The organism is Micromonospora sp. NPDC049114 (assembly GCF_040648635.1).
Lineage (GTDB): Bacteria > Actinomycetota > Actinomycetes > Mycobacteriales > Micromonosporaceae > Micromonospora.
In genome coordinates this window covers 876,500-898,096 of the sequence record NZ_JBEZEA010000002.1, presented here as the reverse complement: position 1 = coordinate 898,096, position 21,597 = coordinate 876,500, and the positions used below count along the sequence as shown (strand labels likewise).

Annotated in this window: 13 protein-coding genes; 5 read left to right on the top strand and 8 right to left on the bottom strand. The window is 70.1% G+C overall.

Going from position 1 to position 21,597, the window contains the following annotated elements; translation table 11 throughout:
• The first annotated feature begins 32 nt into the window (after positions 1 to 32).
• The 3 genes from AB0B39_RS11525 (at position 33) to AB0B39_RS11515 (ending at position 5,790) form a co-directional block, all read left to right on the top strand.
• Positions 33 to 917 carry an NAD(P)H-binding protein gene (locus AB0B39_RS11525; RefSeq protein ID WP_357492948.1) on the top strand — a complete coding sequence of 295 codons (885 nt, stop codon included), beginning with the start codon at positions 33 to 35 and terminating at the stop codon, positions 915 to 917.
• A 318-nt stretch (positions 918 to 1,235) separates the two neighbouring features.
• Positions 1,236 to 4,421, top strand: a complete 3,186-nt coding sequence (locus AB0B39_RS11520; protein WP_234581028.1) for a penicillin acylase family protein — start codon at positions 1,236 to 1,238, stop codon at positions 4,419 to 4,421.
• 301 nt (positions 4,422 to 4,722) lie between these two features.
• Positions 4,723 to 5,790 carry an FUSC family protein gene (locus AB0B39_RS11515; protein ID WP_357574380.1) on the top strand — a complete coding sequence of 356 codons (1,068 nt, stop codon included), beginning with the start codon at positions 4,723 to 4,725 and terminating at the stop codon, positions 5,788 to 5,790.
• Here the strand turns inward: AB0B39_RS11515 and AB0B39_RS11510 are convergent.
• Positions 5,766 to 6,473, bottom strand: coding sequence for a TetR/AcrR family transcriptional regulator (locus tag AB0B39_RS11510; RefSeq protein WP_357574237.1), 708 nt, complete (start codon positions 6,471 to 6,473; stop codon positions 5,766 to 5,768). The two genes, AB0B39_RS11515 and AB0B39_RS11510, sit on opposite strands and share 25 nt — an antisense overlap.
• Before the next feature lie 157 nt (positions 6,474 to 6,630).
• Positions 6,631 to 7,137, bottom strand: coding sequence for a peptide-methionine (S)-S-oxide reductase MsrA (gene msrA / locus AB0B39_RS11505; protein WP_357574236.1), 507 nt, complete (start codon positions 7,135 to 7,137; stop codon positions 6,631 to 6,633).
• Between the two features lie 427 nt (positions 7,138 to 7,564).
• On the opposite strand from msrA, the gene AB0B39_RS11500 reads away from it, so the two are divergent.
• Positions 7,565 to 8,482, top strand: a complete 918-nt coding sequence (locus AB0B39_RS11500) for an NADP-dependent oxidoreductase (RefSeq protein WP_357574379.1) — start codon at positions 7,565 to 7,567, stop codon at positions 8,480 to 8,482.
• Positions 8,483 to 8,637: 155 nt separating this feature from the next.
• Here the strand turns inward: AB0B39_RS11500 and AB0B39_RS11495 are convergent, their stop codons facing one another.
• The 6 genes from AB0B39_RS11495 to AB0B39_RS11470 form a co-directional block, all read right to left on the bottom strand.
• Entirely contained in the window at positions 8,638 to 14,820 is a 6,183-nt protein-coding gene (locus AB0B39_RS11495; protein ID WP_357574235.1) for a S8 family serine peptidase, read from the bottom strand.
• 15 nt (positions 14,821 to 14,835) lie between these two features.
• The gene (locus AB0B39_RS11490) at positions 14,836 to 15,000 is read right to left on the bottom strand and encodes a hypothetical protein (protein WP_357574234.1); all 165 of its coding nucleotides are present in this window, start codon (positions 14,998 to 15,000) and stop codon (positions 14,836 to 14,838) included.
• A gap of 80 nt (positions 15,001 to 15,080) precedes the next feature.
• Entirely contained in the window at positions 15,081 to 18,032 is a 2,952-nt protein-coding gene (locus AB0B39_RS11485; RefSeq protein WP_357574233.1) for an AAA family ATPase, read from the bottom strand.
• An 88-nt stretch (positions 18,033 to 18,120) separates the two neighbouring features.
• Entirely contained in the window at positions 18,121 to 18,912 is a 792-nt protein-coding gene (locus AB0B39_RS11480) for a maleylpyruvate isomerase family mycothiol-dependent enzyme (protein ID WP_357574232.1), read from the bottom strand.
• A gap of 96 nt (positions 18,913 to 19,008) precedes the next feature.
• Positions 19,009 to 19,314: a hypothetical protein gene (locus AB0B39_RS11475; protein WP_357492930.1), complete on the bottom strand. Its 306-nt coding sequence runs from the start codon at positions 19,312 to 19,314 to the stop codon at positions 19,009 to 19,011.
• 57 nt (positions 19,315 to 19,371) lie between these two features.
• A complete protein-coding gene (locus AB0B39_RS11470) occupies positions 19,372 to 20,247 on the bottom strand; it encodes an IclR family transcriptional regulator (protein ID WP_357574231.1) in 876 nt (291 codons plus the stop codon).
• A 76-nt stretch (positions 20,248 to 20,323) separates the two neighbouring features.
• Between AB0B39_RS11470 and AB0B39_RS11465 the strand changes: the two genes are divergently transcribed.
• Positions 20,324 to 21,571 (top strand): sugar ABC transporter substrate-binding protein, encoded by a 1,248-nt coding sequence (locus tag AB0B39_RS11465; protein ID WP_357574230.1) that lies wholly within the window; start codon positions 20,324 to 20,326, stop codon positions 21,569 to 21,571.
• Positions 21,572 to 21,597 lie beyond the last annotated feature (26 nt).

The window sequence follows — 21,597 nt, the reverse complement described above, 5'->3', positions numbered from 1 at the left end:
AACCGGAATTCACCTTCAGGTTAGGGGTCCTCATGATCGTGGTCAGCGCGCCGACCGGACAGATCGGCAGCCAACTCGTCCGGCAGTTGCTCGACCGGGGGCGCCGGGTTCGAGTGATCGCCCGCGACGTCACGCGCCTGGACCGCGCCCTCCGCGAGCAGGTCGAGGCCGTCGAGGGCTCCCACGACGACCCCGTCGTGCTCGACCGGGCGCTGCCGGGCGCCGAAGCGTTGTTCTGGCTGGTCCCACCGAATCCGCACGCCCCGAGTGCCGAGGAGCACTACCTGCGCTTCGCCCGGGCCGGCACCGCCGCCATTGCCCGCCACCGGGTGGGCCACGTGGTCGGCGTGTCCAGTGCCGGGCACGGCTGGCCCAAGCCGGCGGGTCTTCTCTCCGCGGCCTTCGCCATGGATGCTGAGCTTGCGAAGTCGGGTGCGGCCTACCGGGCCCTGTCCATGCCCTTCTACCTGGAGAACCTGCTTGGACAACTCGATGCGATCCGCGGGCAGGGCGCCTTCTATCTGACCTGCGCCGGTCACCTTCCGCTTGCCACGGTCGCGACGCGCGACATCGCCGGCGCGGCTGCCGAACTCCTCACGGACCTGTCCTGGACCGGGCAGGAGGACGTCCCGGTGTTCGGGCCGGACCGCCTCACCCCGGACGGCATGGCCGAGGTGATCAGTCAGGAGCTCGGCCGGCCGGTCGCCTACCGCCGGACGACAGTGGAGGACTTCGCGGCGATGCTGCGGTCCCGGGGCGCGACCGATCAGGCGATCACGGACCTGACCGAGATGTTCGCCGCCCAGGACGAGGGCATCTACGACGCCGACTGGGCGCGCGCGAAACCCGTGGCGACCGACTTCCGGACCTGGTGCCGGCAGGTGCTCGTACCTGCCGCCAACACCCGCGAATCCTGATCAGGCCGGCTCGCTCGATCGCGACAGGCGGACGGGAGGGACCACGCGCCCGTCTGTCGCGATTCGCGCCGACAGATCGTGCCGGCCACTGACGAGGTGCCGCCGTGCCTGCCTCCGGAGTGGAAGGTGGCGAAACGTCGGCATTGGCGCGTGGTGAACGACGGGTATCCCGAACAGGGCTCCTGCGTCGATCATTGCCCGGAGATAGACATGAGTCACTCTCACCTCCTGGTGTAACGCCCGGGCGCGGAGGGCGAGACTTCGGCACCGAAGCCGGGCGTACCGAACGGCCCGACTCCGCGTCCCCGGAGGATCGCCATGCCTCGTCCCGCTCTCCGAAACCGGCTCGCGGCGTTCACCGCCGCCGCCCTGACCGCGAGCGTGCTGACGGTGACACCGCCAGCACCGGCGCTCGCCGCCAGCACGTTCGCCGCCAACGACTACTGCCTCGGCCAGTGCGCCGACATCCTGCCCCCCGGGCAGAACGGCAACGCCACGCTTGTCGCCATCCTGGCGCACCAGGCGCTCGGCACCCGCCCGGCGCACTCCAGCGACCAGCTCGACGAGTACGCGAACCTGGTCTACAACTACGCCGGGCTGACCGACGAGCAGATCGCCCACTTCTACAACGACGCCTCGTTCGGCGTCCCGGCCGCGCAGGTGGAGAGCACCGTCTCGCCGCGCGCGGACGTCACCATCGTGCGGGACAAGGCCACCGGCGTCCCGCACGTCACCGGCACCACCCGCGGCGGCACGATGTTCGGCGCCGGCTACGCAGGTGCCCAGGACCGACTCTGGGTGATGGACCTGCTGCGGCACGTCGGTCGCGGCAACGTCACATCGTTCGCCGGCGGCGCCCCCGGCAACCGGGAACTGGAGCAGAGCGTCTGGGCCAACTCGCCCTACACCGAGGCGGACCTCCAGGCTCAGGTGAACGCGCTGCGCACCAAGGGCGCCCGGGGTCAGCAGCTCTACACCGACGTGGCCGACTACATCGCCGGCATCAACGCGTACATCGACAAGTCGATCGCCGACGACAACTACCCGGGCGAGTACGTGCTCGCTGGCGCCGGTAAGCCGACGCACTTCACCATGACCGATCTCATCGCCACCGCAGGGGTGATCGGCGGGCTCTTCGGCGGGGGAGGCGGCAGCGAGATCCAGTCCGCGCTGGTCCGAGTGGCCGCGCGGGCCAAGTACGGCGCCACCGAAGGTGACCGGGTCTGGCAGGCGTTCCGGTCGCAGAACGACCCGGAGACAGTGCTCACCCTGCACGACGGGCAGAGCTTCCCGTACGGGGCGACACCGCCGGGCGCGACCAGCGCCGTACTGCCCGACGCCGGGTCGGTGGTCGCCGAGCCGCTCGCCTACGACGCCAGCGGCGGGGCCGCCGCCCGCACCGGCACCAGCACCGCCACCCAGGAGCTGATCGGCGGCCTGTCCAACCTGCGCGCGCACGGGATGTCCAATGCCGTGGTGGTGTCCGGGCGGCACACCACCACCGGCAATCCGGTCGCTGTGTTCGGGCCGCAGACCGGCTACTTCGCGCCGCAACTGCTGATGCTCCAGGAGCTGCAGGGGCCGGGGATCAGCGCGCGCGGCGCCGCGTTCGCCGGGCTCAACCTCTACGTGCTGCTCGGTCGGGGCCAGGACTACGCGTGGAGCGCCACCTCCGCCTCCCAGGACCTCACCGACACGTACGCGCTGACGCTGTGCACCACCGATGGCAGCGCCCCGACGCTGCGTACCAACCGCTACCTCTACCACGGGCAGTGTCTCGCCATGGAGGCGCTGGAGCAGCGCAACTCGTGGTCGCCGACGCTTGCCGACTCCACCCCGGCCGGGTCGTACACGCTGCGCGCGCTGCGCACGAAGTACGGGCTGGTGTCCTACCGGGGTCTGGTGAACGGGCAGCCGACCGCGTTCACCAAGCTGCGCTCCACCTACCGGCACGAGGCCGACTCGGCGATCGGCTTCCAGGCCTTCAACGACCCGTCGGCGATGGGCAGCGCGGCGGCGTTCCAGGCGTCCGCGGCCAGCGTCGGGTACGCGTTCAACTGGTTCTACGTCAACTCGACCGAGGCGGCGTACTTCAACTCCGGCTCGAACCCGGTCCGGTCGTCCGTCACCGACCCGAACCTGCCGGCCAGGGCCGAAGCGGCGTACGAGTGGGCCGGCTGGAACCCGGACACCAACGACGCCACCTACGCTCCGGCGTCGGCCCACCCGCAGTCGGTCAACCAGGACTACTACGTCAGCTGGAACAACAAGCAGGCGCGGGACTTCGGGGCGGCCGACGGCAACTTCAGCTTCGGCTCCGTACACCGGGCTCAGCTGCTCGACGGCCCGGTGCGTGCCGCGATCGCCCAGCGCAAGCTCGGCCGCGCCGACGTCGTCAAGATCATGGCGGATGCGGCGGTGACCGACCTGCGCGGCCAGCAGGTTCTCGGCGACCTGCTGCGGGTGCTGGACAGCACACCGGTCACGGATCCGGCGCTGGCCGACGCGGTGGGCAAGCTGCGCGCCTGGCAGCAGGCCGGGACCCGCCGGGTGGAGACGTCGCCCGGCTCCAAGGTCTACCAGCACGCCGACGCCATCCGGATCTTCGACGCCTGGTGGCCGCTGCTGGCCTCGGCGGAGTTCCGCCCCGGCCTCGGGCCGGACCTCTACGCCGCGCTTGTCGACGCCATCGAGGTGAACGAGGCACCGTCGGGCGGCCAGAACGGCGCGCGCGACGGCACCGCGAGCTGGGCATTGCAGGGTCAGGCGCACAAGGGCTCGTCGTTCCAGTACGGCTGGTGGGGCTACGTCGACAAGGACCTGCGTACCGTCCTCGGCGAGCCGGTGGCCGGTGGGCTGGGCCGCGCGTACTGCGGCAACGGCAACCTCGGCACGTGCCGGCAGGCCCTGCTCGGCGCGCTCGGCCAGGCCGCCGCGGTGCCGGCCACCACTGTCTACCCCGGAGACAAGTCCTGTGGGGCCGGCGACCAGTGGTGCGCCGACTCGATCGCCCAGTCCGGGCTCGGCGGCATCACCCACCCCCTGATCGCCTGGCAGAACCGCCCCACCTACCAGCAGGTCGTCTCGTTCCCGGCACGTCGGGGCGACGACGTCGCGAACCTGGCGCAGGGTCGTCCGGCCACCGCGTCGAGCACCCAGTTCCTGACCAGCTTCACCCCAGACAAGGCGGTCGACGGCAACCTCGGCAGCCGATGGGCAAGCAGTTACAACGACAACCAGTGGCTGCGGGTCGACCTCGGCGCGGCCCGCACGGTCAGCCGGGCCGTGCTGCGGTGGGAGGCCGGGTATGCCACCTCGTACCGGATCGAGGTCTCCGGCGACGGCAGTTCCTGGACGCCGGTGTTCGCCACCACCACCGGCAACGGCGGCGTCGACAACGCCACCTTCGCGCCGGTCACCGCCCGCTACGTGCGGGTGTACGGGGTCAAGCGGGCCACCTCGTACGGCTTCTCGCTCTACGAATTCGAGCTGTACGGACGGTGATCTCACCCGGGAGGGGTCGGCGGGGTGTCACTCGCCGGCCCCTCCCGGGCGTGTTCAGCGCCTCGGCTGGCCGGCGCCCCATCCGGAAGTCCCGTGAACTGGACAACTGTCGCAGTGGTGACGAAGATGGCGATCCCGTCGAGGTTCGCGAGGAACAACCGGGGTAACCACGGCGATGTCCTCCGACCGAAAGGGCCGGCCGGCCTACGACGCTCTCGGTGCGCAGGCCCAGGAGATCGCGGAACGAGCCCGTCGCCAGGGCGGTGCGGTTGGCAGGTCCCGGGTACGCCAACTCGAAATCATGCTCCTTCTCGCCGTCCAGTCCGGACTCGCCGCCGCGCTGTCCTGGGTGATCGCACACGAGTTGCTGCACAGGTCGGCACCGGTCTTCGCGCCCAGGGCGGCGGTCGGAACGATCGTCGCCGCCCTCGGGCAACGCGCCAGGCGAACGGCCGAACTCATGGTCGGCGTCGCGCTGGGCCTGCTGACCAGTGATGTCCTGATCCTCGCCATCGGGTTCGGGCCCTGGCAGATCGGTCTGGTGGTCACACTGGCCATCACCGTGGCGCTGCTGCTGACCGGACGCAGTGGCGCGCTCGTCGCACATGCCGGTGGTACCGCGGTACTGATCGCCACCCTGTCGCCGACCACGCGGGACCTTGAGATGCCCCGGATCCTCGACGCTGTCGTGGGCGGCGGCGTCGGACTGGCGGTGGTCGGGTTGTTGCTGCCGATCAACCCGATGCGCGTTCTCGACCACACCGCCGCGCCGGTGACGGAGAGGCTCTGCGCACACCTGCGGCAGGTCGCGCAGGCACTGCGACAACGCGACCCGAACCTTGCGAGACACGCACTCGACCGGCTCCGGGGCGTGGGACCCGACCTTGATCGGCTGCACGAAGCGCTGTCCGGTGCCGACGAGGTGGTGATCCTCGCGCCGGCACGGTGGCGGCGCCGGCGCGATGTGGAGCGCTACAAGCGCGGTATGCAGCACTTCGAGCGGGTGGCGATCGAGTCCCAGGAACTGGCCCGTTGGGCCACGACGAGCCTGGAATACGACGAACCGGTGCCCAAACAGCTCGCGATTGCCGTGGAGCGACTCGCCGACGGGCTCCGGTTGCTTCGGCAGGACGTCCGCAAGGGTAAGGCCCCGGAGCAGACCCAGCAGGCGGCCCTGGACGTCGGGCGCTTGGCCGGACAAGCCGACGCAACGGGCCTGCGGCCGTACGGTGCCGCCATGGTGACCCAGCTGCGTACGGCGGCGAGCGACCTGCTCCGGGCGAGCGGGTACGAGCCGGAGAGGGCAAACAGGCTGGTACGCGGGGCGGCCCAGGAGGGCTTCGGTCAGGCCGGCGCCAACCCGGCCTGACCCGCCTCCGGTGACGGCGCAGACGACGCAGGGGTCGGCTCACCGGCCGGCTGCGCGAGGAACGACCTGATGTGTTCCAGCGCCATGTCCAGGGCGACTTCCATCGGTGCGACGTCGTGCGCGGCGTTCGCCAGCAGGTAGCCGCCCTGCAGAGCGGCCATCAACCCCGTGGCCAACTTCTCCGGGTCGGCGTCCCGGCGGAGTAGACCGCTGTCCCGCATCCGGTGCAGACCATCACTGATCAGCTTTTCCCATGCCGCGAACGTCTCCGACAGCGACGATCGAGCCTGCTCATCCTGATCGGACAGCTCGAGGGCCATCGACCCGAGGCCGCACCCGTATTTGCCGTTGTTCAGCGAGTTGGCCTGGACCAGCGCGTTGCGCCAACGGACCAGCCCGGAGAACGATCTCAGTCGTTCGAGCCCCGCACGTTCACGCTGGAGCACGAGCGCGCCTCGATAGGTGACCAGGGCGCGCACGAGTTCCTGCTTGTCGGCGAAGTGGTGGTAGAGCTGGGACTTGCTCGTCTGGCTCGCCTCGCGGATGTCGTCAAGGGTCGTCGCGTTCACGCCGCGTACGAGCATCAGCCGGTTCGCCGCATCGAGGATCCGCTCGCGGGTCGCGATGCCCCGCTGACTGATCCTCCGCCCGTTTCTCGGCGCGGCAACCTGCTCCTCGCTCATCTGTCAAGTGTATCCAGCGCACCGGATGATCCAGCGAGAATGGGACCTCGCAGTCCATCCGGTGCCCTGTCCTATGTGCGAATGCCGAAGAGCCGACGGACTTGTTGCTGGACCATGTGGTCCTGTTCCTCAGACGCCGCTGCCGGCGCCGGAGGGGTCAGGCCGTCGCCCGCTTGGGAAGCTTCCACCCGGGGCGGGGGAAGTGGCAGGTGTACCCGTCGGGGTAGGTCTGCAGGTAGTTCTGGTGCTCGGGCTCGGCCTCCCAGAAGTCTCCTGCCGCGGTGACCTCGGTGACGACCTTGCCGGGCCACAGGCCCGAGGCTTCGACGTCGGCGATCGTGTCCTCGGCGACCCGCTTCTGCTCGTCGCTGGTGTAGAAGATCGCCGAGCGGTAGCTGAGGCCGATGTCGTTGCCCTGGCGGTTCTTCGTCGAAGGGTCGTGGATCTGGAAGAAGAACTCGAGCAGCGCGCGGAAGTCGGTCTTGTCGGTGTCGTAGACGACCTCGATGGACTCCGCGTGGGTGCCGTGGTTGCGGTAGGTGGCGTTCGGGACGTCGCCGCCGCTGTAGCCGACGCGCGTGGACACGACGCCGGACTGGCGGCGGAACAACTCCTCCATGCCCCAGAAGCAGCCGCCGGCGAGGATCGCCTTTTCGGTGTTCATGTCATCTCCCTGCCTGTCGTCGTGCCGGTGTCTCTTGTGCAAAGCGCAGTGCGAGCCAGGTGGAGCGCACCTCGACCCGCACGTACAGACGCTCTGCGGGGCGGTGGTATTCCCGCGGCCTTCACCTTTCTTGGACTGTATAGTCCGAAAGCGCATTGACAAAGCGCCCGGAGATCGCCCCAAACAAGCTGTTGAACTGGTAACTCTTGCAGCAGCGCGAGCGGTCGTTGCAGCCCCAAACTGGACTTGACGGACCAGTTTGAGGCGGCTAGGTTCGGGTCCCGCCGCTCCCGGCGCCATCCCCGCGCCCAACCGCTACCGATCAGCCCTGGGTGTACGGCGCCGGGGCTTGACGCCGCCAACGCTGGGAAACGGACATGCGCTCCTCGTGCGGCGCAGACGAGGGCTGGATACAGGGAGGTATCTGATGAAGGCGATTGTGGTGACGGACGAGGCTGCGGGAACAGCCGGAATGACGCTGGTGGACCGGCCTGAACCGGAACCGGCCCTCAACGACGTCGTCGTCCGGGTCCACGCGTCGGGGTTCGTCCCGACCGAGATGGCGTGGCCCTCGACCTGGACCGATCGCCTCGGACGTGACCGGACGCCGTCGATTCCCGGGCACGAGCTGGCCGGAGTGGTCACCGCTCTCGGGTACGGCACGACGGGCCTGTCGGTGGGACAGCGGGTGTTCGGCCTCACGGACTGGACCCGGGACGGCACCCTGGCGGAGTACGTGGCCGTCGAGGCGCGCAACCTCGCGCCGCTGCCCGGCGACGTCGACTTCACGGTGGGCGCGAGCCTGCCGATCTCCGGCCTGACCGCCTGGCAGGGACTGTTCGAGCACGGCCACCTTCAGACGGGGCAGAGCGTCCTCGTGCACGGCGCGGCCGGCGCGGTCGGTTCGATGGTGACGCAGCTCGCACGTGAGTTCGGCGCCTACGTCATCGGCACGGGGCGCGCTGCCGACCGGCAAAAGGCGCTCGACTTCGGCGCGCAGGAGTTCGTCGACCTCGAGAACGACGTCCTCGAAGCCGTCGGTGGACTCGATCTGGTCATCGACGTCATCGGCGGCGACATCGGGAAGCGGTCGGCGGGCCTGGTTCGGGCCGGGGGAGTCCTGGTCTCCGTCGTCGGGCCGCCCGAGGTGCGGCCCGCGGACGGCCTGGCGATCGACTTCGTCGTGACGCCTGACCGCGCCCAACTGGGGGAGATCGTCCGGCGGGTACGGGACGGGCGGCTGCGGACGAACATCGGCACCGTCGCGGACCTCGACGACGCCGTCGCCGCTCTCAATCCGACCGAGCGGATCACCGGCAAGACGATCATCCGCGTTCGCTCGTAACGGGTTCGGAGGACAGCGGGCGACGGCACCGCAGGTCCGCGGTGCCGTCGACGCGCTCCACCACGTCCGGCAACCGTGGGTGGTCATGGTCAGAGCCTCCCCGGCGATCGTTCTCCGAGGAGGCCCTGACCACTTAGCCGACCTGGTCGGTCAGCTCAGAGGCGCGGGTCCTCCTGCACCTTCAGCGCATTGAGGATCGGATCGCTCTCACCCTTCTCGCGGGTGAGCTGGATCCTCAGATCGCCACCGGCGTGCTCGACGGTGACCGTGTTGACGTCGGCCTTCAGCGCACCCACCTTCGCCTGCACGTCGTGGTCGTAGAGCACGACCTTGCCGTCGATGAGGACATCGAAGGCACGCTTGCCGGCCTTGACCTTCTCGATCTCCGCGAAGTCGAGAGCGATCCGGTACGTGCCGGCGGGAGCGTTCTTGAAGACGTAGCTGAACGTCTCGCCGGTCCGCTGGGTGCGGAACAGCGCGTCGTCCTCGGTGCCGGCGATGTCGGCCTTGGTGGCACGCGTCCTGCCGCCGACGTAGCCCCACTGTCGCGAGCCGAGCTCCTGGTCGGGGGACCAGACGAAGCCGTCGGTGCCGACGAACCCGGTTCCGCCGACGTCGACGCCCCTGTCGTAGGCGGAGGTCGCCAGGCGTACCGGCGTGAGCTGGGCCTCGCCCTTGCCGGCGTTGGACGCCACGAGCACGTCCCCGACGAGCACGCCCGGCTGGAAGCCTGCGTTGTCGGCCGTCGCGGTGACCGTGGTGGACTCGCCGACCGCGAGCGTGACCGTGCCGGTCGCGGCCGCGCCCGTGAGGGTCAGCCACGGAAGGTCGGCCGCCTCGTGGCCGCCGTCGCCGGTGCGCTTCTGCTCGCTGATCCGCACCTCGAGCGGGGCGGAGCCGGTGTTGGTCACGGCCACGTCGGCCGTCGCCTTCTGGTTCCGGTCGAGGAGCCAGTCGAGATTGCCCGCGGTGACGGTGGCGATGCCCGTGGTCAACGCCGTGTCGACCACCTCGGCCTGATCCTTCTTGGCGATGGTCACCCGGTGGCCGGCGGTGACGTAGTTCGGGGCCGACACCTCCACGGTGTTCTCGCCGACCAGCGCCTGGGCCTTCCACCGACCCTTGGCGTCGGCGGTGATGACCCGCTCACCGTTCGGCCCCTTGAGCGTGACGATGGCGCCCTCGATCGGCTTGCCGTCGTTCCGGTCGGTGACCGTGCCCTCGATCGTGCCCGCCGCGGGAAGCGTGTACTCCAGCCCCAGGCCGGCCTTCAGGATGGGCTGGTTGAAGGAGTACTGACCCGCGGGGTTGCGCGTCAGGCTCTCCACGCCGACGGTCGCCGACGACCCCCGGGTGAGGGGGTTGTCGCCGCCGACGCCGTCGCCGTACCCGATCTGGATGCGGCCGTCCGCGATCAGGGTGACCGAGAAGCTCACGCGGGCCGTCTGGTCGTCGTAGAAGGCGACGTTGCGCCATTCGATGACCTCCGCCGCCAGGCCGTCCACCTCGGTCCGGCCGAAGTAGATGCCTGCCTCGTCGTCGACGACGAGGTCGTCCCAGAGCGGATGGATCGCGTCGATCGGACCGGACGACGGCAGCGCCGTGTTGTTCCCCAGCGTGCTGGCGCGGTCGAAGGCCAGCGTGCCGTTCGTCGTCACGCACACGCCGTCCCAGGCCGTGTCGTAGAACGGGAACAGGAAGCTGGAGTCGAACCACAGCACGCCGCACACGTCGTCGCCGTGCCACCCGGACTCCTGGGTGCCCTGGCGGTAGAGCCCGTCGGTCACCTTCATCGCGTACGAGCGACCGGCGGGTGCCACCGGCACCGGGCCCGGCTCCGGCTGCTCGGGCTGGGGATCCGGCTCCACCGCGTCGGCGCGCGGATCGAGCGTCACCCGCAGCGCGGCGATGGTCGGGGCCTTCAGACCCTTCGAGCCCCGCAGCTCCACGGTCAGCGGACCGCCCTCGTGCTGCACGACCGCGGAGCGCCAGTCGGCGGCGTTCGACCCCACGGCCGCTGCCGGGTCGTACGCGTACTCCGTGAGCGCTCCGTCCACGACGACGTCGAACACCCGCTTGCCCCGGGCCACGTCCTCGATCTCGGCGAAGCCGAAGTCGATCGCGTAGGTGCCCTTGGGCGCGTCCGGGAAGCGGTAGAACAGCTGCTTGTCCGAGGTGGTGCGCTGCGACTGGAACAGGGCGTCGTCAGTCGTACCGGAGATCGGGGCCTTCGTGGCGGCGGCCTTCGTCTTCCCCTCGTAGCCCCACGACGTCCTGCCGGCGGCCTGGTCGGCGGACCAGATGTAGCCGGAGCCGTCGGTGAGCTTGGAGCCGCCGGCGTTGACGCCGACCTGGTACTTCGTGGTCGTGAGCGTCACCGGAACGTACGTCTTGGACTGGCGTCCGGAGTCGGACCGCACCACGATGTTCGCGCCCAGGACGCCGGGCTTCGCGCCCTTCGAGGAGATCGAGACCCTGACGGTCGTCGACTGGCCGGGGGCGAGGGTGCCGCCGGTCGAGGAGAGCGACAGCCACGGCAGGTCGGTGATCTGGTCGTCCTCGACGTCGACAAGCACGACGTCGTCGGCGAGCTGATCCGCCGCCCACAGCGCACCTGTCGAGTCGGTCTCCAGACCGCCGCCCTGGCCCACCTTCTGGCCCGGGAACCACCACGCGTTGACCAGCGAGCAGTCGTCGGGGTCGACCTGCAGCAGGCGGGTGGGCCGGTTCGAGGTGAGGTCGGTGTACCAGATGGTGTCGGACGCCTGGTTGTAGGCCAGGCCCATCACCTCGGGCAGCGGCGGGGTGCAGAAGGACAGCAGCGCACCCGCGTTGTCGTGCGATGTCCCGGCGACGGTGCCGATCATTCCGTTCGCCCGGCCGCCGACGTAGAACACGTCCTGGTTCGGGTTGTAGGCCAGACCGGTCAGCGGCAGCGTGGACCAGTCACCCTTGATCTGCCGGGTCTCCTTCCCGGTCGTGCGGTCGAAGCAGTGGATGTAGCTGGCCGGGCTGTCCTCCATCTGGCACATGTCACCGGTCTTGGTGTCGAGCGCCATGTCGAACGCCCGGTACGCGGGGTTCCACGACGCGTCGAAGACCTTGCCGGTCCGCTTGCCCGTCACCGTGTAGGCGGTGTTGGTCCGCGCGTTGTAGTCGTGGACCCAGACGTCGCCGTCGTACCCGATGCCGGTGGGCTCCTTCTCCGCGATGGTGCCGGGGATGGCGATCCGCGTGATGACGTCTCCGCCGGAGGTCGGGCCGACCTTGGCAGCGGCCTGAGCCTCCGCGGCGCTCGCCGTCGCGGCCTTGCCGTCGACGTTTGACGGCTTCATGCCGCTCGCGCCGGCCTTCCAGGCGGCGAGGTCGATCGTGCTGGCCGCGCCCTTTCCGGTGCGCGCGGTGGCGCCGACGGCGTCGAGGTCGGGGTGGCGTGCTGCCTCGCCCAGGTCGTACGTGAGTGGGGCCGAGCCGTTGTTGGTAAGCGTCAGCGAGCCGACGCCGTTCTGGTCGGTACCCAGCAGCGCCTCGAGGCCGTCGGCCTTGAGGCCGGCGACACCAGTGGTCAGACGCGCGTCGATCGTCGCCTTCGCGTAGAGCTTGTCCAGCGCGAAGGGGTACGTCCCGGTCGTGTAGTTCGGCGCGTCGACAGTCATGGTGTAGTCGTCGACCGGGAGCTGGCGGTGCACGACGCCCGTCCCGTTGGTGGTGACGGCCTCGACGAGCCCCTTCTCGTTGCTGAAGGAGACCTTGGCGCCGGCCACCGGGAGCCCGTCGTTCTTGTCGACGACCGTCGCGTCGAGGTACCCGAAGTCAGGCATGCCGTAGGTGACGACCATCCCGTCGCGCAGCACCGGCGCGCTGTCGGAGAACCGGATGCCGTCGACGCCGGCCCAGCCCTGGATGCCCGTGGTGGCGTGGGCGCCGGCGGTCACCGCGTCGTCGGTCCCGATGCCGTCGCCGTAACCGAAGATCACGGTGCCGGAGCGGGTGAGCGTGGCCGAGTAGCTGACCGGCTCCGTGTACTCCGACCGGTCCGGATAGGCCCAGAGCCTGGCCTTGCGGAATTCGACGACGAACGCGTCCTCGCCGTTGACCTTGGTGGCCGCCGTGAAGACTCCTCCGCCGGGGGCGAACTCGACGGGAGTCTGGACGTAGAGCGGGAAGACGCCGGCACCGCCACTGCCGGGTCCGGTGCTGGTGTCCGGGGAGATCACGCCGCGCAGGCTGATCCCGAGGCTGTCGTGGCTGCCGTTGTAGAGCGCGATCGGGAACGGCAGCTGCACCGTCGCCCACACGCCGCTGGTGAATGCGACCGGGTCGGTGCCGCGCAGGTATTCGCCGTCGGAGACGGCGCAGCTGTAACCGCCCTTGTCGACGACCAGCCCCACGGGGATTTCCCGCGACTCGTTCTGCGCCCCGACGGTCAGCGGGGCGGTGGTGGGCGAGAAACAGGCGTTGGGCTTGACGTTCAGCGAGTACGTGCCCTCGGGCACGGCGCTGATCGTGAACGCGCCGTTGGCGTCGGTGCGTACCGGCTTCAGCGGCGTGTCCGTGACGGACACGTCCGCGTTCGGGACGGGTCGCTTCTTGTCGTCGACGACCTTCCCGCTGATGTCGTGCCTCGCGGCGGCCGTGAGCGGCAGCGTGACCGACGTGTCCTGGCCGAGGGAGATCGTGACATTGGCGGTCGCCGTCAGGTAGCCGAAGACCTTGGTGCTGAGCTGATAGTCGCCGACCGGCAGGTTCGTCGTGAACCGGCCGTCCTTGTCGGTGCCGATCGACCGGCTGAACGGCCCGCTGATCGTCACGTCGGCAGCGGGGACCGGGGCGCCGTCGGCGGTGACCACACCGGTGAGGGTGCCGCCCTTGCGGGGCGCGAGTTCGAGGAGGCGGACGAGGTCGAGGCGGCCTTCGCCGTACTTGTTGTTGATCTCGGCGGTGCCGCCGCACTCGGTGTCGTCGACGTCGACAGCCGACTCGCCGAGCAGGCGGCGGGTCTCCTCGACCTGCCCGATGAGGGTCGGGTCGTAGCTCCACAGCGCCGCGACCGCGCCGGCGACGTGGGGGGCCGCCATCGAGGTGCCGGACATCTCGACGTAGCTGTTGTTCGGGTAGGACGAACGGACCGCGTCGCCCGGAGCGGAGATCTCCGGCTTGATCCGCCCACCCTCACCCTCGCCCTTGCGGGAGAACAGCGCCAGCGTCCCGTCCTCGGCGTACGCGCCGACCGAGTAGGCACTCTCGGCGGAGCCGGGCGAGGAGACGGTGTCGCAGGCCGCGTACGGCGTGGTGTTGCCCGACGACCAGACGCTGAACATGCCCGCGGCGCTCCACGCCTCGTCGATGGCCCGGAAGAAGTCGTCGAAGCTGTGCTCGACCGTCTGACCCCACGAGTTGTTGACGACGTGGGGGCGCTTGGACGGGTCGGGGTTGTTCCCCTGGACGTCGGTCGGGGCGAGCAGCCACCAGCCGGACCGCAGCAGCGACTCGACGCCACTGTTGTCGCAGCAGCCGTTCGTCGCGATCCACTGCGCGTCCGGGGCGACACCGACGTGGTTGGTGCCGTCGTCGCCGACCATGGTGCCCATGGTGTGCGTGCCGTGTCCGTTGTCGTCGCACGGCGCTCCCGTGCACGAGCCCCGGGTGGCCATCCAGTTGTAGTTGTGGTCGACGGTGCCGTCGGGCTTCGTGCCGCGGTACTGGTGCGCCAGGGCGGGGTGGTCGAACTGGACGCCCGAGTCGAGGTTCGACACGGTGATGCCCGCACCGGTAGCGCCCATGGCCCACGCCTCGGGTGCGTGGATGGCGTCCAGACCCCACGACACGGTGCCGGCCTCGCCCGCCTTCGCGGCGGGACGGGCAGCCTGGTCAGTGGGGACCTTCTCGTCCACCGGCTTGACCAGCGCGACCTGCGGCGTCGCGTGGATCTCGGCGACCTGCACCCGCGCGGCCACGTCGAGGGCGAGCTTCTCGGTGCCCCCCTTGACGAGCACGGCGTTGGCGATCGGGTAGGAGGTGTACGTGACGCCCGCCCGGTCGAGTTCGGTGGAGACCGAGGCCAGGGAATCCTTCGCCGCCGTGGTCAGCGCGTCGTAGACGAACTGACCACGAGCGGCCCACTCGGCGATCTTCTTCGCCGGCCCGAGGTCGGCCCTGGTCTCGAACGTGATCCAGAAGTCGGACGCCGGAGACGTACGGAAGCGGTCCTTCAGGCTCGGGGCGATCTTGTTGGCGGCGGCGCCCGGGTCGGGCTCCGCGGCGGACGCCGGCGGTGCCTGGATCAGGCTCAGGCCGACCACCGCGGCAAGCGTTGCCGCGAGGGCTTTCAATCTCATGGGGGGTCCTTCCGCCTACAGGGGTTGGTAGGGGTCGTGGCTCTCGTGGTCGCCGGCGTCGTCGTGGGCGTCGCGGGCGCCGTGGGCGTCGCGGGCGCCGTCGTGCGGCTCGCGCGACAGATCGAGAGGTGAGGGCTGCTCGGTGGCGGTGTCGTCGCGCGCGACAGGTCGCTCAGGCACGCATTGCCCAAGGGCTATGAATCATGGAGTCATGCTCGGTGGGCCGAGAGGCCGTCGCTATCCAGCGGATACGTCAATTTTCACGACGCGTCGTCGAGGGAGTCCTCTTCCGCGAACACGCCGGCCTCCACGGCCTTGACCGCAAGGGCGGTCCGCGAGCTCACCTTCAACTTGCGCATCGCCGCCCGCAGTTGCTGATCCACAGTGGCCGGTGACTTGGCCAGGATCCGGCTGATCTCCCGGTTCGTCTTGCCGGCGACAACCAGTTGGACCACGTCGAGCTCGCGAGGTGAGAGCTGGTCGCCGTACCCGCGTCGGCCGCCGCGCCACAGTCGCGGGACCTCGGCGCCGTGTTCGCGGAGCCGCTGCGCGACACGGTCCGCGTCGCCACGGGCGCCGAGCCTGAACAACTGCTCGTACTGTGCCGCCAGCAGCTCCCGGCCCCGCTCGATCTGGCCCTGCGCGATGAGCGCCTCGGCCTGCCGCTCGCGGGCGAGCATGGCGTCGTAGGGGCGCGGCAACGCACTCCAGGCGCGTGCCGCCCGATCGAATGCCGACGCCGCGCGGGTGTGGTCTCCGGCCGCGGCGAGCAGCAGCGCACGGCATACGGTGAGCGCGGCGCGCGGCGCGGGCGCCGTACGGCCCCGCAGCCCCCTGGCGAACTGGTCGCCGAGGCGTGTCGCGGCCATCAGGTCACCCGCGGCGAGGTGCGCCTCGACCCGGGCGGGGACGAGGTCCGTCGCCCAGACCCAGATGCCCTTTCTCCGGACGGTCTCCATCGGCTCGTTCGTGATCTGCAGCGCCCGGCCGCTGTTTCCGTCCGTCAGCCACAGTCTGGCCAGCGCGGCGGCGGCCTCCATCGTGTCGTCGGCCGCGCCGAGACGGGCGGACTCCTCAAGGACCAGCCGGAACTGCTCCTCGGCGGCACGGCGCCGGCCGGCCGCAGCTGCCAGCCGGGCGGCGAGGCGGATGCTGCCGAGGTAGTGGGCCGGCCGGTCCCGGTCGGCATCGGCGAGTGCCGCGCTTCGTTGGGCGAGGTCCTCCCACCGGCCGGTGAGCCACGCCAGGTTGGCCTGTTCGAGTTCGACGTTGTGGTGCAACCGGGACGCCTGCTCGGCGTCGGCAAGGCGCATGGCCACGGCCAGGTGTTCCTCGGCGTCGGCGTACCGACCCCAGATCAGCGCGCCGGTGCCGACATTCGCGTGGATGCGGGCCACGTCGAGACGCTCCGCCGGGGTCGCGCCGTCGATGGGCAGGTGGGCGACGACGTCCCAGGCCTCCTCCTCACCGAGCATGAGCAACGCCGCGGCCCGGTTGCCGGCCAGGTTCAGCCGCTCTGCGGGAGAGTCGAATCCGGCGGTGAGCTCAGCGGCGCGATCGAGCCAACGCCTGTGGGTCGACGCCGGCCACGGTCCCGCATAGGCCCAGCCGAGGTAGGTCATCGCCCGAGCCGCCTCGACCGGGTCGTGGTCGAGGTTGGCCACCGCCTGCTCCAGCTCGCTCAGCGCGGCCTGCGCCTCACCTCCGGTGATCAGGAGCCGACCCAGGGGATTGCGGATCTCGGCCTGCTGGCGGGCCGAGAGACCGGGGGTCTCCAGCACCGAGCGCAGAGTACGGATCACGCGGTGGTAGACCTCGTCGACCGCCTCCCGACGGCCCAGCGCGGCAACTCCGGCGATGCGCGCGACCCGCGCCCGATCCACCGGCGCCAGCACTGCCCACGTCAACAGATCGACAAGCAGGTCGACCGCCCTGGTGTGGTCACCCGAGGCCATCGCCAGCTCGGCGCTCTGCTCGGCGTACCGCGCCCAGGACCGCGTGTCGCCCGCCTCGCGGAAGTGGTGGGCGAGGCGGGCCACCGGCGGCGGATGGATGTGTTCCAACGCCCGGCCGGCCAGCAGGTGGACGTGCCTGCGGTCGGTCAACGGGATCGCCTCGTAGACAGCGGTGGCGGCCAGCACGTGCCGGAACCGCCAGCCGCGGTCGTCCCCGTCCAGGACACCTGCGGCGGCGGCCTCCGCGACAGCGCCTCGGCACGCAGCTGGCGACAGCCCGGCGGTCATCGCGATCGTGGCCACCGACGACCGCTGGGCCAACGTGGCCGCCGCCCGCAGCACCTGCTGCGCCGTCGGTGACAGACGGCCCACCCGTTCCCGGGTGGAGTCCCGCACCGTCGGCGGCACCTGGAGCTCGCGCAGCTTGAGCCGGACCCACTGTCCGTCGCGGAAGACGAGGTCGGCACGGTCGCACATGAGGCGGACCGATTCCTCCAGGGCCAGCGGTACGCCACCGGTCCGCTCGTGCATGAAGGTCGTGAACTCGTGCGAGATCGGGTTGCCGTCCAGCATCGAGGACACCAGCGCCGCCGTGTCGTCGGGTCGCATGGGCGCCAGGGCGATCCTCAACTGGGTCACGCCGGCAGGCAACCGGGACGTGAGCCGCAGCAACAGCGATCCGTCGTCCACCTCCTCCGGCCGATAGGAGATCACGAGGCTCGGCCCGTGTGCTTGCTGTCGGGAGGTGACGAACAGCAGGAACTCCAGGGTCACCTCGTCGGCCCAGTGCGCGTCCTCGAGCACGAGGACGCCGACACGCAGGGCCCGCAGCAGCTCGTCCAGGGCGCGGAACAGGCGGTGCCGTGCCGCCTTCGCGTCGTCCAGGGGCTGCGGCGCGGGGGGCAGGTCGGCGGACCATTCCGGGAAGAGGGGCCGCAATGCGCCCGCGAGTTCGGTGAGCCGCAATCCGGACACCGGGTGGTCGATCCCACGGAACGCGTCGACGATCGGCCCCAACGTCAGCGACTCGCGAAGCGGCGGGCACACCGACACCAGGGCGGTGCGCTGGTCCGGCGCGGCCAGCCACTCCCGCAGGAGTCGACTCTTCCCGATCCCCGCCTCGCCCTCCACCAGCACGATCGCCGGTGGCCGGGCCAGGGCGCTCCGGAGCGCCGCCATCTCCCGATCACGACCCACGAAGTGCGGCGTGGAAACGGTTGGTGAAGTCCTGGCATCCTCGGGGGAGGGGTCGAGCATGCGTGATGATCTCTCTTTTCGCTGCTCGGACACAAGTGCGTCGTTGCGGGGGCCGCATCGAGGCGCGGCCGACCGCCCCCGCTACGCCCTACTCCTCCGGCTCCCAGGCACGGAGCAGGTCGAGCAGCCCCGCGTCCCCGTCGACGTGCAGGGAGTCGGCCGGGATCCGGTCGTACAGGTAGATGACCAGCTCACTGGCCGTACCGCGAATGGAGGCGCCGGCGGCGTCGTCCGGGTCGTCGCCGGTCGCCGCGGGGATCCGGGTGACGCGTGCGCCGTCGCCGTCCACGGTGAGGCGCCAGGAGCGGCCCTCGGCGGCGTGGAAGTCGAAGGCCGTGGGCTTGTGCGGCCAGGCGCTCGGCGTTGCGCAGACGGTGAACAGGAACTCCTCCACACCGTCGAGTGCCACCTCGACCGGCAGCGGCTGCGGTGCGCCCCCGGTGAGCTGGACGTCGTACGTGTGCATCGCGCTCTCCTGGACCCGGTGCCGGGCGACACCGCCGGCGGTCTGCGGCGACTGCGACCCAGGCCACCACGTCCAGCAACCGCTCTCCGGTCCCGCCTCGCGCAGTGTGCTGAGCAGAAGCTGCGTCGACCCGGCCAGCCAGGCCAGCAGGGCCGTACGCTCGCGCGGCACGTCCAGACCGGCGCGCGCGGCGGCAGCCTCGGCCGGGGGACCGTCGGCAGGCCCCGCGCCGACGATGGCGGCCCAGAAGCGATCTCCCCCACCCAGGTGCTTGACCAGGTCGAACAGCGTCCACCCGGGGCAGGAGGGCACCTGCGCGTCGAGGCTGGGCGCGGCGGCGACTGCGGCGCGGAAGGCGGCCGACCGTTCGTCGATCAGTCGTAGCAGGTCAGGGAACTCGAGGTTCTTGTCCACGCCGGTTGTCTACCACCGCGCTCCGGTGAACGGACAGCGATTTCGGCGGCAGCCATCGTGGACGTCCCGCCTGCGACGGGTCCGAGCGACAGGGCGTCACCGCTCGACGGGGAGGTGGGCGGCGATACGGTCCACCGCCTGCTTCGCCTCGACCAGGCTCGTGCCGGTCTGCCTGCGGTAGGCGCGAACCGCCTCGATCGTGCGGCCGTTCTCCAGGTGCCGGAGCACGTCCGGGTCCACTGGCTCGGCGATGCCCAGGTGATCCATCACCAGGTCGAGCTTGCGCTCCATCGCCGCGAGCCGGGCGGTCGAGCTGCGTCTGTCCTGGGACCAGCCTCCGATCGCAGCCGCGACCGCCCCGATCGTGGCGATGACGAGCAGTGTTCCTTCCCAGGGATCCATCAGCACATCTAATCAGCGGTGCGCCACCCGGGAAGGTTCGGTGTGGTGACCGCCCGGTCAGGTCGTGGACCGGCCGTCACCGTCCGGGTTCGCGGAGGGCCGCGGGTAGCCGAGCTCGTACGAGATCTGACTGGCGGTCTCCAACAGCAGCGGGAGGTTGCTCTTGAGCTTCTCGAGGCTCGCGATGACCTCGATGGCCGTGATCGAGGCGGCGGCGATGACCTGACCTCGCGAATCCCTGATGGGGGCGGCCACGCACATCACGTAGGCGTCGTGCTCGCCGTTGTCCACGGCCCAGCCGCGTTCGTGGATGCGGGCGAGTTCGGCTTCGAGGGCGTCGTGGTCGGTGAAGGTGGTCGCGGTGAATCTCTCGAAGACGACGTGGGACAGGAGACGGTCGCGTTCCTCCCGAGGGAGGTAGGCCAGGATCGTCTTGCCCACCGCGCTCGCGTAGATGGACACCGCGCGCCCGATCCGCGAGGGCAGCTTGACGGCGTCGAACGCGGGACTGTCCACCTTGTCGATGTAGATAATCTCGTCGCCGGTCAACTGTGCCAGGTGGACGGTGTGGCCGGTTTCGCGTTGCAGCGCCCGGAGGTGCGCGGCGGCGGGCTGGCGCAGGTCCATTGAGCCCAGAGCGAGCTCGGACAGCTCGATGAGTCCACTGCCGAGCACGTAGGTGCCCGCTCCGGTCCGGCGGACGAAGCGCGCCGATTCCAGTGTCTGCAGGATCCGCAGGGCGGTGGACTTGTGGACGCCGAGCACGTCCGCAGCCTCGGTGAGAGACAGCGGGTGCTCGGCCGATCGACGGATGAGGTCGATCGCGCGGCGAATCGATTGCGCCAAGGCTCTGTCTCCCCTCGGACGACGGTACGGCACCGTCGCTGTCATTGCATCATGTGCAATGTAGTTGACGAGATGCGCAACCGCCACTTGACACCGTTGCACATGTCGCTACGATCGTTGCAATTTCATCAGCTCGACGCCAACTCGTAACAGTGGAGTAACGATGGGTAAGCAGCGCGCTCGTTTCGGCTTCGCCAGGGCGGCATGTGCCCTCGGTCTGGCCGCCACTTTCTTGACCGGTTGCGGCTCCGACGGCGGTTCCAGTGACGGGGTCACCAAACTGACCTTCGCCGCCTCGACCTTCGGCGACCCCGGCCGTGGGCCCCAGTTGACGAAGTGGCTCGACGAGTTCAACCAGAGCCAGACCAAGATCCAGGTCTCGGCCGCCGCGGTGCCGTACCCGACCTTCGGTCAGACCGTGCTCACGCAGATGGGCAGCGGCAAGGGCCCCGACCTGGTCCGATTCGACATGCCCGAGTTCGAGGCCGCCTCGGACGCCGGCCTCGTCGCGCCGCTGGACAAGCTCGTCGACGCCAGCAAGTACGACCTGCTCAAGCAGCCGGACCAGTTCATGGTCCACGACGGTGTCCGGCACGGCGTCATCTTCGAGGCGTCCAACTACGCGATGTTCTACAACGCGGACCTCATCCCGACGCCGCCGACCACCTACGAGCAGTTCGCCTCCACCGCGAAGTCGCTGACCAAGGGTGATGTCTTCGGCCTGGCGTTCCGTCAGACGGAGGCCGAGGAGGCGGGCGTCTGGCAGGACATCTTCAACTACGTCTACGGCTTCGGCGGCGCGTGGTCCGACGGCAAGAACCTGACGATCAACTCGCCCGAGAACCTCAAGGGCCTGCAGGCGTTCAAGGACCTGTACGACGCGAACGTGATCCCGCGCGGTGCGGACGCGGCGACGTTCCGGCGGATGTTCGCCGAGGGCAAGGTCGGGATGGAGCTCAACAACGGCGGGTACGTGACCGCCACCCGCGGCCAGAACGCGAAGCTGAACTTCAGCGTCGCGCCGATCCCGTTCCCGGTCCGTAAGCAGGGCACGATCCTCGCGCCGATCGTGATCAACGAGGCGAGCGAGGGCAAGGACGAGGCGGCCACCTTCATCAAGTGGGCGCTGGAGCCGCAGAACCAGGTCAAGCTCCAGGAGATCCTCGGCGCGAGCAGCGTCGCCACCACGACGCAGCGCAGCGCGGAGACGCTCAAGGCCACCCCGTTCCTTCCCGTCTTCGACGGGCTGACCGAGAGCAGCCTGCCGCAGATCGTCCTGGGGTTCGAGGCCAAGACGCCGGACATCCGCAAGGTGGTCGTGCAGAACGTGGTCGCGGCACTGCAGGGCAAGACCGACCTCAAGTCGGCGCTGGATCGCGCCCAGCAGCAGGCGACCGAACTGGTCCGCTGACAGCTCGACGCGGCGACGCTGCCGGC